Origin of the sequence: [Pseudopropionibacterium] massiliense, from assembly GCF_900607225.1 — a bacterium.
GTDB lineage: Bacteria > Actinomycetota > Actinomycetes > Propionibacteriales > Propionibacteriaceae > Arachnia > Arachnia massiliensis.
Genome location: NZ_LR027842.1, coordinates 2,279,862 through 2,294,871, shown reverse-complemented (window position 1 = coordinate 2,294,871; position 15,010 = coordinate 2,279,862). Strand labels below are relative to the sequence as shown.

At 67.2% G+C, this 15,010-nt stretch carries 11 protein-coding genes; 8 read left to right on the top strand and 3 right to left on the bottom strand.

Annotation, left to right across the window (positions count from 1 at the left end; translation table 11 throughout):
- Positions 1-9: 9 nt before the first annotated feature.
- Positions 10-2,172, top strand: a complete 2,163-nt coding sequence (locus tag E0E39_RS10250; protein WP_130874645.1) for a RecQ family ATP-dependent DNA helicase — start codon at positions 10-12, stop codon at positions 2,170-2,172.
- A 172-nt stretch (positions 2,173-2,344) separates the two neighbouring features.
- Here E0E39_RS10250 and E0E39_RS10245 read toward each other — a convergent pair whose 3' ends face one another.
- Both E0E39_RS10245 and E0E39_RS10240 read right to left on the bottom strand, forming a co-directional pair.
- Positions 2,345-3,262 (bottom strand): type IV toxin-antitoxin system AbiEi family antitoxin domain-containing protein, encoded by a 918-nt coding sequence (locus tag E0E39_RS10245; RefSeq protein WP_130874644.1) that lies wholly within the window; start codon positions 3,260-3,262, stop codon positions 2,345-2,347.
- Positions 3,263-3,546: 284 nt separating this feature from the next.
- Entirely contained in the window at positions 3,547-5,418 is a 1,872-nt protein-coding gene (locus E0E39_RS10240; protein ID WP_207302474.1) for a phosphoenolpyruvate carboxykinase (GTP), read from the bottom strand.
- A 224-nt stretch (positions 5,419-5,642) separates the two neighbouring features.
- Here E0E39_RS10240 and clpB point away from each other — a divergent pair, with 224 nt between their 5' ends.
- Positions 5,643-8,213: an ATP-dependent chaperone ClpB gene (clpB, locus tag E0E39_RS10235; protein ID WP_130874643.1), complete on the top strand. Its 2,571-nt coding sequence runs from the start codon at positions 5,643-5,645 to the stop codon at positions 8,211-8,213.
- 49 nt (positions 8,214-8,262) lie between these two features.
- On the opposite strand, the gene E0E39_RS10230 is transcribed toward clpB, so the two are convergent.
- A complete protein-coding gene (locus E0E39_RS10230; protein WP_130874642.1) occupies positions 8,263-9,252 on the bottom strand; it encodes an Lrp/AsnC family transcriptional regulator in 990 nt (329 codons plus the stop codon).
- A gap of 225 nt (positions 9,253-9,477) precedes the next feature.
- Here E0E39_RS10230 and E0E39_RS15795 point away from each other — a divergent pair, with 225 nt between their 5' ends.
- From E0E39_RS15795 to oraE, 6 genes are read left to right on the top strand one after another with little or no spacing between them, the layout of a single operon-like run.
- Positions 9,478-9,636 carry a hypothetical protein gene (locus tag E0E39_RS15795; RefSeq protein WP_165444733.1) on the top strand — a complete coding sequence of 53 codons (159 nt, stop codon included), beginning with the start codon at positions 9,478-9,480 and terminating at the stop codon, positions 9,634-9,636.
- Positions 9,633-10,676: a 2,4-diaminopentanoate dehydrogenase gene (gene ord / locus E0E39_RS10225; RefSeq protein ID WP_014845969.1), complete on the top strand. Its 1,044-nt coding sequence runs from the start codon at positions 9,633-9,635 to the stop codon at positions 10,674-10,676. The genes E0E39_RS15795 and ord overlap by 4 nt, the downstream gene beginning before the upstream one ends.
- Positions 10,677-10,701: 25 nt before the next feature.
- Complete coding sequence (ortA, locus tag E0E39_RS10220; protein WP_014845970.1) at positions 10,702-10,995, top strand: 2-amino-4-oxopentanoate thiolase subunit OrtA; 294 nt, start codon at positions 10,702-10,704, stop codon at positions 10,993-10,995.
- Positions 10,992-12,404 (top strand): 2-amino-4-oxopentanoate thiolase subunit OrtB, encoded by a 1,413-nt coding sequence (ortB, locus tag E0E39_RS10215; protein WP_130874641.1) that lies wholly within the window; start codon positions 10,992-10,994, stop codon positions 12,402-12,404. Before ortA ends, ortB begins: the two co-directional genes overlap by 4 nt.
- Before the next feature lie 12 nt (positions 12,405-12,416).
- Entirely contained in the window at positions 12,417-12,788 is a 372-nt protein-coding gene (gene oraS, locus E0E39_RS10210) for a D-ornithine 4,5-aminomutase subunit OraS (RefSeq protein WP_061787795.1), read from the top strand.
- Positions 12,789-12,790: 2 nt separating this feature from the next.
- Positions 12,791-15,004, top strand: a complete 2,214-nt coding sequence (oraE, locus tag E0E39_RS10205) for a D-ornithine 4,5-aminomutase subunit OraE (protein WP_014845973.1) — start codon at positions 12,791-12,793, stop codon at positions 15,002-15,004.
- Positions 15,005-15,010 lie beyond the last annotated feature (6 nt).

Here is a 15,010-nt window from a genome sequence, read left to right as displayed (position 1 = left end):
GCTTCGTACATGGAGCAGAACCGGGCCACCGAGCAGGCCGGAACACGTCCCTTGGCCTGCGAATTGCTGCGGAAACTCACGGGATGTGAGGATGCGGTCTTCCGCGACGGGCAGTACGAGGCCATCGAGGCACTCGTCGTCCATCGCCGGCGGGCCCTGGTGGTGCAGCGCACCGGCTGGGGAAAATCGGCGGTCTACTTCATAGCCGCGCTGCTGCAACGCCGGGCGGGCGCCGGTCCCGCGCTGATCGTCTCCCCGCTGCTGGCGTTGATGCGCAACCAGGTGGAGGCCGCCGGGCGCGCCGGGGTGCGGGCCGCCACCATCAACTCGTCGAATGTCACCGACTGGGAGGAGATCGCCGAGGTCATTGAACAGGACCTCCTCGACGTCCTCCTGGTCTCCCCGGAGCGCCTGGTCAACCCCCGTTTCCGCGACACCCAGCTGCCCCATCTGCTCGCGCGGGCGGGTCTCGTGGTGATCGACGAGGCCCACTGCATCAGCGACTGGGGCCACGACTTCCGTCCCGACTACCGGCGGATCCGTTCCCTGATTCGGGAGCTGCCGGACCGGGTCCCAGTGCTGGCCACCACCGCGACGGCCAACCAGCGGGTGGTCACCGACATCGCCGAGCAGCTGGCCGTCGGCGGACACGAGGTGTTCACGCTGCGCGGGGCCCTGGCGCGCGACTCCCTGCGGCTCGGGGTGCTGGAACTGGGGTCGTCTGCGCGGCGGCTGGCGTGGCTGGTCGAGCATCTCGGTTCGCTGCCCGGCAGCGGCATCGTCTACTGCCTGACCGTCGCGAACGCCGAGGACACCGCGGCGGCTCTGGCGGCCGCCGGGCACCGGGTCCTGCCGTACACGGGTCACACGGACCTGCCCGAGCGGGTCGCGGCCGAGCAGGCCCTGCTCGCCAACAAGGTGAAGGCCCTGGTGGCCACCTCGGCGCTGGGGATGGGATTCGACAAGCCCGATCTCGGGTTCGTGGTCCACCTCGGCGCCCCGAGCTCCCCGGTGACCTACTACCAGCAGGTGGGGCGTGCGGGCCGTGCCACCGAGGCCGCCGACGTGCTGCTGCTCCCGGGGCGTGAGGACCAGGAGATCTGGCGGTATTTCGCCACCAACGCCATGCCCACCCGGCAGCGGGCCGCATCGGTGCTGGAGGCCCTGGCGGCCTCGGATGCGCCAGTGAGCGTGCCCGCCCTGGAATCGAGGGTGGAGCTGCGCCGCGGTGCCCTGGAGCTGCTGCTGAAGGTGCTGGCGGTCGACGGTGCCGTGGAGAACCGCGCCGGGGGATGGGCGGCGACTGGCGCGGACTGGGTCTACGACGAGGAACGCTACTCGCGTATCGCCGCCGCGCGGGTCGCGGAGCAGCGGGCCATGCTCGACTACGAGAACCTCGGGCACACCCGGTGCCGGATGGAGTTCCTGACGGCGGCGCTGGACGATCCGCACTCGAGGCCCTGCGGGCGCTGCGACACCTGCACCCGGCCGTGGTACCCCACCGGCGTGACGGCTAAGGCGCAGGTCGCGGCGCAGTCGGTGCTGGAACGGGTGGGGGTGGTCCTCGAACCGCGAACCCGGTGGCCGCCCGGGCTGGATCGTTTCACCGAGGCCATGGGCGGCGAGGTCGTCAAGGGACGGATCCCGCAGGCGGAACGCCTGGAGACCGGCCGCGTCGTGGCCCGCCTGACCGACCTCGGCCACGGCAACGCGCTGCGCGAGCTGTTCGCCCCGGATACCGACGGAAACCCGGTCGATGCCGAGGTGCCACCGCAACTGGCCGTGGTATGCCTCCAGGTGCTCCGCGAATGGGACTGGGATGAACGTCCCGCCGCCGTCGCCTGGGTTCCCGGCCTGTCGCGCCCCCGGCTGGTCGCCGCCCTGGGGGAGGGACTGGCCAGGGCCGGTCGGCTCCGGGTCCTCGGGCCCCTCGGGTTGGCGCCCGGCGCCACCCTGCTGCCCAGGGCGAACAGCACGTTCCGGGTGCGGGACCTGTGGACCCGGTTCCACGTCACCCCGGAACAGGAGGCGGCGCTACCCGGCCTGCCCGGACCTGTGCTGCTCGTCGACGACCTGGTGGATTCGCGTTGGACCATGACCGTCGCGGGGCGTCTCCTGAAACGGGCCGGGGCGAGGGCAGTCCTGCCCTTCGCCCTCGCCGCCACGGGATGAACCGGAGGTCATTCGGGCGGACTCCCACGAGGGCTTCCGCCCCGGCTCCTCCCCGGAATGGTTCGCTTGCCTTCCGGTCGTGTGCTTGCGTTGTAGCGCTGGCGTTTGGCGGGAAAGCAGGCGAACAGGAGCAGGATCGTATGTACGCCGGATACCTTGGCCCCTCCCTTGATCAAGCGACGGCAGCGTTGGCATTGTGGATCGCGTCGCGAAGCAGAGTCCCCAGTTTTACCGGGTCACAGGCCGTGTTCCAGTCCCAGCGCACCAGCCACCAGCCGGTCGCCTGCCGGATCCGTTCCTCCCGCTGTTTCTCGGCCAGTATGACCTCGGTTGCGTCACGTCCTGCGGGTAGAAGATCGTCGTACTTGATACGACCGTCAACTTCACCTGCCAGCCCGAGATCGGGCCATGCGAAGTCGAGACGGGCAACGAACTCCCCGTTCCGGTCGAACACCTCGTGCTGGAGGACAGGACTCGGTATTCCTGCGCGGGCCATGTGGACGCGGCTGATTGACTCGGCGGGTGACTCACTCTTGCCGTCGGCGAAGGTCAGGACCCTGCGGGCCCGGGTGGTGCCGCGCAACGTGGGATACAGATCGAGCGGGATTTCCAGGTCAGCGGGATCAAGTCCTTGTTGCAGAGCCGCATCAGCGGCCGCCACCGCCCACTCGAACGGGGCCGTCCGGGCCAGGTCACAGACCGTCCGGGCCGGTGTCGTCACCGGGATGTGCCCGGTTAATGTGACCTCGGCATCCGTGATTGCGGTGTGCCGAGCCCGGAGTTTTCCTGACTGGCAACCATGACCCGGGGTGCGCCGGATCGTCGTCACCTGTCCTAGATCGGGACGTCTGACTGGAAGCCCGTGAAGAAGAGCGGCGCTGGTGTGGCTTATGACGTTCTCGGGAGCCAGGTGGGGGAGGGTGGCGGCCAGCAGCCGCAGGTGTGCGGCCTCCGGGGCGGTTTCTCCGGAAATGACGTAATGTCCGCGACGGACGCGAACCAAGCTGCCCCGGGCGATGCGGTTGCGGATCTCGCGATCCGTGAGGCCAAGGGCGAGGAGCTCCCGGGTGCTCCAGGCAATCTTTTCCATGTCTTCACTATTGGCGGTACGGCACTCAGAGAACCAAGTGGTCGTATGCCTGTGGAAAACCCCGCCGGAAGTGGACTCTTTCCTTCCATCGGGCCCCAGTGCCCCACTTGGTTCGCTTGTCTCACGGTCGTGTGCTTGCGCTGTAGCGCTGGCGTTTGGCGGGTGGGCTGGCGTTTGACGGATGGGCTGGCGTTTGACGGATGGGCTGGCGGTTCGGCGGGTGGGTTGGCTGGACACGGTGTGGGTGGGGTGGCAGCCCACCCCACCCACACCAGCGAGAGCCGTCAGCGTTCGCCGATGATGTTCATGGCGATGTGCCACAGCTCATCGTGGATCTCCTGCGGGACCTTCAGGCCCAGCGACCTCAGCCAGCGACGCATGCGCGGCAGTTCGTCGGCCCACTCGTTGGGCACGTAGCGCAGCACCTGTTCCAGGTGCTCGTCGCTGATGTCCAGGCCCTCGACGTCGATGTCCTTCTTCTCCGGCAGCAGGCCTGCCGGGGTCTCGACCGCCTCGACCTTGCCCTCGAGGCGCTCCACGATCCACTTCAGGACCCGGGAGTTCTCGCCGAAACCGGGCCACAGGAACTTGCCCTCGGAGTCGCGCCGGAACCAGTTGACGTAGAAAATCTTCGGGAGCTTGTCGGGGGTGGTGCGCTCCGCGAGGTTGATCCAGTGCCTGAAGTAGTCACCGACGTGGTATCCGATGAACGGCAGCATCGCCATCGGGTCGCGGCGAAGCACACCGACGGCTCCTTTCGCCGCCGCGGTGGTCTCGGAGGAGCAGGTGGCGCCCATGAACACGCCGTGTTGCCAGCTCCGTGACTGAGCCACCAGCGGGATGGTGTTCTCGCGGCGGCCGCCGAAGATGATGGCATCGACGGGCACACCCCTCGGGTCGTAGAACTCGTCCGACAGGATCGGGCACTGCGAGATCGGGGTGCAGAACCGGGAGTTCGGGTGCGCTGCTTTTTCACCGGGACGGCCGCCCTCGGGGCCGTTCTCGGGGGTCCAGGAACGGCCTTTCCAGTCGGTGAGGTGCTCCGGGGGCTGCTTGGTCTTCCCCTCCCACCACACGTCACCGTCGTCGGTGAGCGCCACGTTGGTGAAGATCGAGTGCCCGCCCTCGATGGCAGCCATGGCGTTGGGATTGGTTCCGGTGCTCGTGCCGGGGGCCACGCCGAACAGCCCGGTTTCCGGGTTGACGGCGTAGAGCCTGCCGTCCTCGCCGAACCGCATCCACGCGATGTCGTCGCCGAGGGTCTCCACCGTCCAGCCCGGCAGGGTGGGCTCCAGCATCGCCAGGTTCGTCTTGCCGCAGGCGGACGGGAAGGCCGCGCACAGATGGTAGGACTTCCCCTCCGGCGAGGTGATCCTCAGGATCAGCATGTGTTCGGCCAGCCAGCCCTCGTCGCGCCCCATCACGGATGCGATCCGAAGCGCGTAGCACTTCTTGCCCAGCAGGGAATTGCCGCCGTAGCCGGAGCCGTAGCTCCAGATGGTCCGTTCCTCGGGGAAGTGGACGATGTACTTGATGTCGTTGCAGGGCCACGGAACGTCCTTGACGCCGGGCGGCAGGGGCATCCCGACGGAGTGCAGCGCGGGCACGAAGTCCGCGTCCGTGCGCTCCATGGCCTCCATCACATCGGTGCCCATCCGGGTCATGATCTTCATGGAGATCGCCACGTAGGCCGAGTCGGTGATCTCGATGCCGAACTTCGGTGAAGGGGCGTCGACGTGTCCCATGCAGAAGGGGATGACGTACATGGTGCGCCCCACCATGCAGCCGTTGTACAGCTTGGTCAGGATGGTCTTCATCTGCTTGGGATCCATCCAGTTGTTGGTGGGGCCGGCGTCGTTCTCGTCAACGGAGCAGATGAAGGTGGAGTCCTCGACGCGGGCCACGTCGTCGGGATCGGTGCGGGCGTAGACGGAACCCGGTTGCTTGTCGGGGTTCAGCCGCACGAGGGTGCCGGCCTCCACGAGCTTTTCCACGAGACTCTCGTACTCCTCATCGGAGCCGTCGAGGAAGTGAATCGCGCTGGGATTCGTGAGGGCCGCGACCTCCTCCACCCATTCGATGACGCGGTGGAGTTTCGGTACACGTCCCGTGACGGGGATGGTGGTGGTCAAACCGTTCTCTGTGAGGTGGGACATGTGGCTCCTTCCAGTCAGCACTTCGGCGGGCGACCGGACGGTGGCGAGAAGTCGCCGGATGGCGATTCCGCTCCGTCCGCCTCCGAGCCTAGTGCCCGGAGTCTCAAAAATGGCCGATGGGGGAAAACGCCTGCGATTCGGACCGTGTCGAACACCCCGCAGGTTACGCACATACAAGTTGAGCGTGTTAGACTCAACTTTGTAATTCGCACTCTGGAGGACTGGTGAACACTGAGAAACTGACCACCAAGAGCCGCGACGCCGTGACCGCGGCGGTGCGGCAGGCTCTTACCGCGGGCAACCCGTCCGCGGAACCCGTGCACTTGCTGCACGGTCTTCTGCTCACCCCTGACAACACCGTCGGGCATCTGTTGACCGCCGTTGGTGCCGACCCGGCCGCCATCGATGCCCAAGCCACCGAGGCCATCTCCAAGCAGCCGTCCAGTACCGGCAGTTCCGTGACCCAGCCGACGATCTCGGGTGCCCTGGCGCGGGTCCTGGCCACCGCTGAGACCCTGGCGGAACAGCTCGGCGACCAGTTCGTCGCCACCGAACACCTGCTGATAGCTCTTGCCTCCGTCGACTCCCAGGCGCGGAGCATCCTGACCCGAGCCGGGGCAACCGCCGAGGGGCTGACTAAGGCCTTCGAGGAGGCCCGCGGTGGCAAGCGCGTCACCTCCGCGGAATCCGAGGGTGGAGAATCCGCCCTCGAGAAGTACTCGATAGACCTGACCGAGCGTGCCCGCTCCGGCAAACTCGATCCCGTGATCGGCCGCGACCAGGAGATCCGCCGCGTCGTCCAGGTGCTGGCGCGCCGCACCAAGAACAACCCGGTCCTGATCGGCGAACCCGGGGTCGGCAAGACCGCCGTCGTCGAGGGCCTCGCCATGCGCCTGGTGGAGGGCGACGTCCCCGACTCCCTGAAGGGGCGCCGCCTGGTCTCCCTCGACCTCACCTCCATGGTGGCCGGGGCCAAGTACCGCGGCGACTTCGAGGAGCGCCTGAAGGCGGTCCTGAGCGAGATCAAGGAATCCGAGGGACAGATCATCACCTTCATCGACGAGCTGCACACCGTCGTCGGGGCCGGTTCCACCGGTGACGGCGGGATGGACGCGGGCAACATGCTCAAACCCATGCTCGCCCGCGGTGAGCTGCGGATGATCGGCGCCACCACGCTCGACGAGTACCGGGAACGGATCGAGAAGGATCCCGCCCTGGAGCGCCGTTTCCAGCAGGTCTACGTCGGCGAACCCTCCGTGGAGGACGCCATCGCCATCCTGCGCGGGCTGCGGGAACGCTACGAGGCGCACCACAAGGTGCGCATCACCGACTCCGCGCTGGTGGCTGCCGCCGCCCTGTCGGACCGTTACATCACCAGCCGGAAGCTGCCCGACAAGGCCATCGACCTGGTGGACGAGGCCGCCTCGCGGCTGCGGATGGAGATCGACTCCAGCCCGGAGGAGATCGACATGCTGCGCCGCGACGTGGATCGCATGCTCATGCAGGAGCTGCACCTGAAGAACGAGGAGGACGCCGCATCCCGCGAGCGCCTCGCGGCGCTGCGCTCCGAGCTCGCCGACGCCCAGGAGAAGCTGCGAGGCCTGGAGGCCCGGTGGGAGCAGGAGAAGTCCGGGCTGAACCGCGTCGGCGACCTCAAGGAGAAGATCGATGCGCTGCGCGTGGAGGCCGACAAGGCGCAGCGCGCCGGCGACCTGGGGCGCGCCTCGCAGCTGCTGTACGGGGAGATCCCCGTCATCGAACAGCAGCTCATCGACGCGGAGAAAACCGACGCCGACGCCTCCCGCATGGTCTCCGACGAGGTCTCCGAGACCGACATCGCCGAGGTCGTCGCGGCCTGGACGGGAATTCCCGTCGGACGGATGCTGCAGGGCGAGTCCGAGAAGCTGCTGCACATGGAGGAACGGCTCGGTGAGCGGCTCATCGGGCAGCGGGAGGCCGTCAAGGCCGTCTCCGACGCGGTGCGGCGTTCCCGCGCCGGGATCTCCGACCCGAACCGGCCCACCGGATCGTTCCTGTTCCTCGGCCCCACCGGCGTCGGCAAGACCGAGCTGGCCAAGTCGCTGGCCGACTTCCTGTTCGACGACGAGACCGCCATGGTGCGCATCGACATGAGCGAGTACTCCGAGAAGCACTCGGTGGCCCGGCTGGTCGGCGCCCCTCCCGGGTACGTCGGCTACGAGGAGGGCGGTCAGCTCACCGAGGCGGTGCGGAGGCGTCCCTACTCCGTGATCCTGCTCGACGAGGTGGAGAAGGCCCACCCGGACCTGTTCAACATCCTGCTGCAGGTCCTCGACGACGGCCGTCTCACCGACGGTCAGGGCCGCACGGTTGACTTCCGCAACACCATTCTCATTCTCACCAGCAACCTCGGATCGCAATACCTGGCGGACCCGCTGCTGGGCGATGACGAGAAGCGGGAACAGGTGATGGCGGTGGTGCGCTCCGCATTCCGGCCCGAGTTCCTGAACCGGCTGGACGACATCGTCATGTTCGAGCCGCTCACCCGCGATGACCTGCGCAGGATCGTCGCGATCCAGCTCGAACGACTGGGTCGGCGCCTGGCCCCCCGCAGGATCACGATCGAGGTCACCGACGCTGCGGCCGACTGGCTGGGCGAGGTCGGTTTCGACCCGGTCTACGGGGCCCGTCCGCTGCGCCGCCTGGTGCAGACCACCGTCGAGGACCAGCTCGCCCGCGGGCTGTTGTCTGGCCAGATCCACGACGGCGAGACGGTTCGCTTCGACCGGGTCGACGACGGCATCGCCATCGTCTGAGAGCGCCGACGCCCGGGGAGTCGAGGAACTCCCCGGGCGTTTCGCGCCGTCACGGGCCGAAAACCGGGGGGACGAGCTGCCCGGTGCAGCCCCCGTCCGGGCGCAGCAGCCATCCCATCGACTTGTGGCTGCGCATGTGCACGACGGTCTCGTCGGGAGCCAGGCCGGGGATCGCGGAAGCGATCGAGGACTCGAGCGCTGCCAGGGAACCGATGTGGTTGACGCGGAAGTTGACGCGCAGGTTGTTGCTCCCCGTGATCCAGAAGCAGGACCGCAACGAGGGTTGTTCCTTCAGCAGTTCGATGACCCGGTTCTTGTAGTTGAAGGCGACCGTCGTCAGCCAGGTGCACTCCAGTAGCCACCCCGCCAGCTCGGGGGCCGCGTCACACCGCATGATGAGGTGCTGGTTCGCGAGAAGCCGCCGCATCCGGCGGTGCACCGTGCTGGTCGGCATGTCGAGCTCCTGGGACAGCGACGCGACACTGGCCCTGCCGTCGCGGGCCAGGGCCTGTGACAGGGCCAGGTCGGCGGCGTCGAAACCTGCCTGCGATCTGTCGGGCGTGCGTTGGGGGAGGGCCTGGTTGACCTGACGCTGGGTGAGGATGTTCGCCCGCCAGGACTCCGCCCCGACGATGACGTTGGTCACCAAGGAGCTGCGGGTCCCGTACACCCCCTCGATTCCCCCGATCCAGTCGATGATCAAGGTCGTCAGCGTCGCCATGTCGGGAGCCATGATGGTCAGCAGGATGTCGCGCCGCCCGGTGGCCTCGTCGACGCTCATGATCAACGGATGGGCACACATCTGCCTGGTGGCGGAGGGCAGGAACTCGGTGCGGCAGTCAACCTCCACCACCGCGGTGAACCGGTGCTCCGGGTTCGGGTGGGTGCAGATCCAGGCCAGCCCTTTCTCCGTCAGGTGATTCCAGCGGTTCGCCACGGTCGTCGGCGACAGCTGCAGGATCTCACCGGCTTTGGACCAGGAGATGCGGGGGTCGATCTGCAGCAGATTGACCAGTTGGAGATCCGTCTCGTCCCTCACCGGCCCCTCCTGCTCGGAAAGCCGAGTGGGAGGTTCCGAATTTCGAGATGTTTAAGATGGGAAGATCTCAAGTTGCTCGCCTTTGTTGCAATCGATTCCGGTGTTCGTGGGCTGCTCATCCGTTGTCGCGGATACCGTGAAAGAGCAATGGTCAGTGGTGACACCTTCGCGACGGTGAACCGACGGGCACCCACGTGGATGCCGGTCGGGCGAGGAGCCCAGGACATGGCGAACATGGTAACCGCCGGGCTGAAAGGAGAGCTGGTGACGGCGGGGCCGGTCCTCGATCCTCCGGTGGAGGGGCGTGCTTGTTCCGGGACGCCGGGACACCGGTGCGCCGCGTCCCAGCTGAGGCGGAAACGACAACTCGAGGGAGAGAAGTGAGCAAGAATCAGCGAATCCGCGTTGCCCAGTGGGGTCTCGGGGCGATGGGCCAAGGCGTTGCGAAGGTGATCCTGGCCAAGGACGGCCTGGAACTGGTCGGCGCGTTCGACATCAGTCCTGAACTCGCGGGCAAGGACGTCGGCGAGGTGCTCGGCGTGGGCCCGGCGGGCGTGAAGATCAGCAACGACCCGGCCAGCATCCTCGACCCGGAGAAGGTGGACGTCGTCACCATCGCCACCACGTCCTGGGTCAAGAAACAGCTTCCCGACCTGAAGGCCATCATCTCCGCGGGCATCAACGTGGTCAGCATCGCCGAGGAGATGGCCGCTCCCGAGGCGCAGAACCCCGAGGAGGCGGTCGAACTGGACGCGCTGGCCAAGGAACACGGCGTCTCCGCCATTGGCGTGGGCGTCAACCCGGGCTTCGTGCTCGACCATCTCGTCGTGGTGCTGACCGCCGGCAGCCAGGAGGTCACCAGCATTGAGGCCAGCCGCATCAACGACCTCAGCCCCTACGGGCAGACCGTGCTGTCCACCCAGGGCGTGGGAACCACCCCCGAGGAGTTCAAGGCCGGGGTCGCCGACGGCTCCATCGTCGGGCACGTCGGTTTCCCCGAATCCGTCCGCCTGATCAGCGACGCCCTCGGACTCGGCGTCGACCGCGTGGAACAGACACTCGAACCGATCATCGCGAAGGTGCCGCGCCAGGCCAGGGACCGGGTCATCGAGCCCGGGAAGGTCGCGGGCTGCAACCACATCGCCGTCGGGTATCGCGGCGACGAGGAGATCATCAAACTCATCCACCCGCAGCAGGTTGATCCCGGGGCCGAGGGAGTCGACACCGGCGACTACATCACCATCCACGGCGTACCCGAGATCAGCATGTCCACCGGCCCCGAGATCGCGGGCGGCAAGGCCACCGCGGGCATCGCGGTGAACACCATTCCCCGCATCTTCGCCGCCACCCCGGGGCTCAAGCGGATCATCGACCTGCCGTCGCCGACGGCGCTGATGGGCCCCGAGGCCTACGAGCGCCGGTGACCTGACCCGAGATTGGAGCGATGCAGTGAGTGCAACGAAGGTGGCCCCCGAGGGGGCATGGGTGGAGATCCAGCAGGTCGTGCTGACCCCCGGGGAACGCGCGGAGGGAGTGCCGGCGGACACGGCCGCCACCCCGCTGCTGCAATGGGTCGACGGTTTCCTCACCGCGCCCGCGGCGCTCGGTGAGGAGGCGACCATCCGCACCATCATCGGGCGGACCCACACCGGGGTGCTGAGCCGGATCAATCCCGGATATTCCCACAGCTTCGGTGAGACCGTGGACGAGATCCTCACGATCGGGACGGAGTACGAGTCATGAGCAACTCATACAAGGACGTGATGGCCCGCAGGAACGAGATCATGCGTTCCGCTTTGGGGTTGGACTACGACGAGTTCAACATCAGCCCCATCGCCTTCGACTACGAGGCGATGATGGCGGCCACCGGCTACTCCCTCGACGATGTGGCCGAAATCCAGCGGTCCACCAAGGTCGGCAGGACCCCGCTGCACGAACTGCATCGCCTCACCGAGGCGGTGCGGGCCATCGCCGGCCCCGGCAAGGGGGCCAGGATCCTTGTCAAGGACGAGGCCGCGAACGCCTCCGGAAGTTTCAAGGCGCGCCGTGCCTCCCTCAGCGCCCACGAGGCCCGCAAGAAGGGTTTCAAGGGCATGGTCACCGCGACGAGCGGGAACTACGGGGCGGCCGTCGCCTCGCAGGCCGCCCAGCAGGGACTCAAGTGCATCGTGATCCAGGAGGTCTACGACTCCGAGCACGTCGGGCAACCCGAGATCGTCGAGAAGTCCCGGGCCTGCGAGGCCTACGGGGCCGAGGTGGTCAAACTGACGGTGGGGCCGGAGCTGTTCTACGTGCTGCTGCGCACCCTGGAGGAGACCGGCTACTTCAACGCCAGCCTCTACACCCCCTACGGAATCGCGGGGGTGGAGACGCTCGGCGCCGAGATCGGCCGCGAGGTGCAGGAACGTTACGGACGCCAGCCCGACGTGGTCGCGGTAACGCACGCCGGCGGTGGCAACCTGACAGGCACGGCCCGCGGCCTGCGCAAGGTGGGCTGCGACCAGACCCAGGTGGTGGCGGTCTCCGTCGACCTCACCGGCCTGCACATGGCATCCGACAAGGACTTCAACAACAAGTCCTTCACCACGGGGCACACCGGTTTCGGGGTGCCGTTCGCCACCTGGCCCGACCGGGTGGACGTGCCGCGCAACGCGGCCCGCGCCCTGCGGTACATGAACGGCTACCACCTGGTCACCCAGGGCGAGGTCTTCTACATGACCGAACTGCTGACGAAACTTGAGGGCCTGGAACGCGGCCCGGCCGGCAACACCAGCCTGACGGCGGCCGTCGCCCTTGCCATGCAGATGGACCGCGACCAGATCATTGTCGTCCAGGAAACCGAGTACACCGGCGCGGGCAAGCACCACAACAGCCAGCTGTCGTTCGCGAAGAGCCGGGGTATCGAGGTGCGCAGGGGCGACCCGGCGGACAACGTCCCCGGCAGGGCGATCGTCATCCCGGAGCGACTCGACCAGGTTGCGGGCAAACCCCTGGATCTCGAAAGGCTGCGCGGCAGCTACATCAGGCACGCCGCCAAGGTGCTGCCCCCCGAGCGGTGGAGCAGCGAGGACGTCGAATTCCTGGCCGCCGACGCCAACACCACCGAAGAACACGTGCGATCGCTCGTCCCCGGGGTCGCGGGCGGCGAGTGAACAGGAAGGACGATGATGAACACCGAGGAACAGGAGCGGATCGACCGCTTCGAGAAGTTGCGTTCCGAACTGGCGGACCTGGACGACGAGGCCCTCAAGGCCAGGTTCTGGGAGCTGTGCCACCAGGTGATGGAGCCGGTGGTGGAGCTGGCGCGCACCCACACCACGCCGTCGATCGAACGGTCGGTGCTGTTGCGCATGGGCATCGACTCGGTCACCACGCACGCCGTGGTCGAGAACGTGCTGAACGCCGGGCTGCTGGGCAAGGGAGCGGGGCACGTGGTGTTGCGCCTGTCCAGGCGCGACGGAATTGACATCCGGGCGGCCGCAGCCGCCATCGCCGACGATCCGGCCGTGATGGCCGGGCTCTTCGAGGAGAAGTGAGCGTGACCGACAAGCTGGACCCGAACACCAAGATCAACGTGGAGGAGATCCTCGAGGATCTGGAGAACTACCACCCGCCGCGCAAGGGCTGGACCTGGCGCACCGTGCCCGAGGGTGGTGTCGACATGGCGGGATTCCATTTCAGGAACATGTCGGAACCGCTGAAGAACAGCGTCCCGATGCCCACCGCGAAGTACTTCGAGGGCATCGACCCGCAGCCGGCCCCGGTGGTTACCTCCGAGATCGCCTCCGGGCACTTCGAGGACGACATCCGCCGCATGCGGATGGCGGCCTGGAACGGTGCCGACCACATCATGGTGATCCGCACCACCGGGCAGAGCCACATCGACGGCCTGATGGAGGGAACCCCCGAGGGTATCGGTGGTGTGCCGATCACCCGCAAGCAGCTGCGCGCCAGCCGCAAGGCCTGTGACCTGATCGAGGACGAGGTCGGCCGCCCGATCAACTTCCACAGCTACGTCTCCGGCGTGGCGGGCCCCGAGGTCGCGGTGCTGTTCGCGGAGGAGGGCGTCAACGGCGCCCACCAGGACCCGCAGTACAACGTGCTCTACCGCAACATCAACGCCTACCGCAGCTACGTCGACGCGGGTGAGGCCAAGAAGGTCATGACCGGGGCCCGGATCTTCCAGATCGACGGCGCCCACAACGCCAACGCCACCGCCCGCCAGGGCTGGAAGGTGATGCCCGAGCTCATGGTCCAGCACGGCCTGAACTCTGCCTTCTCCGTCATGGTCGGGATGCCCAAGGACCTCATCGGGCTCTCGACGGTGCCGCCGAGCGCCCCGCCGACCCCGAAGCTGTGGTTCGACCTGCCCTACGCGGTCGCGCTGCGCGACTTCTTCTCCGAATACAAGATGCGCGCCCAGCAGAACACCCGCTACATCGAGTCCGACATCAACGAGGCGATCCGCCTGCACGTGATCGACACGATGATCTCCATGCTCACCAGCGCAGACATCCAGAGCACCATCACCCCCGACGAGGGACGCAACCTGCCCTGGCACTACAACTCGGTGCGTGGCGTGCAGACCGTCAAACAGACCTGGGCGGCCTTGGACGGCATCAAGGAACTGCTCACCCTCAATCGGGAAGGCCCGCTGGGCGGGATGGTGCGCGACCTCAAGGAACGCGCGATCGGCTTCCTCACCGAGATGCTGCACGCGGGCGGCTACTTCGCGGCCGTGGAGCAGGGCTTCTTCGTCGACTCCGCCGAGTTCCCGGAACGCAACCACGACGGCATCGCCCGTGACGGGGACGGCGGCATCTCGGTGGGCACCGTGATCGAACGCGATCCCGACTATCTGGCGCCGGTGTGTGACCACTTCGGCAACAACAACCTGCCCGCCGGGGTGGACAAGGCCTGCGACCTGGTCGGCGGTTGCACCCTCTGCGATCCGGAGAAGATCGTCTACATCGACGAACTCGACCCGGAGGACAGCGCCCACAAACGGCTCGAACGGACCCGCGAGTACCGCTCTGGGAACCTGCTGCGGCCCGAGGCCGAATGGGCCGGTGACGGTGTGGCCCTGGTGGAACTGATGATCCCCGAACGGGCCGAGATCGCCGTCGAGGCGGCCCTCGAGATGGCCAAGCGCATGGGGCTGAGCGACCCCGAGGTCGTCAACCTCCAGGTGCTGCAGCCCGCCGAGGGATGTTTCGTCGAGGTGAAGGGGCACGTCGGTTTCGACGTCGACAAGACCGAGCTGACCATCCCCGAGAAGATCGAGCTGCTCCCCGAGGAGGAACTGCGCCAGTTCGTCACCGACCACGAGATCACCGTCGTGGCCGGCACCGTCGGTGAGGACGAGCACAGCGTCGGCATGCGCGAGATCCTCGACATCAAACACGGCGGTCTCGAGAAGTACGGCGTGAAGTACCACTACCTCGGGACCTCGGTTCCCGTCGAGAAGATGGTGGATGCGGCCATCGAGTCGGGCTCGGACGCGATCCTGATCTCCACGGTCATCAGCCACAACGAGGTTCACCGCACGATGATGAAGAAACTCGCCGAGCTGACCAAGGAACGCGGCATCCGCGACGAGAAGGTGCTGATCGCCGGCGGTACGCAGGTAAGCCGCGACATGGCCGCCGAGACCGGCCTGGACGCCACCTTCGGCCGCGGCACCAAGGGCATCGACGTGCTCGACGCGATCGTGCGCACCATGCGCGGCCGCGAACAGGAAAAGGTCGGGTGAAGTGAG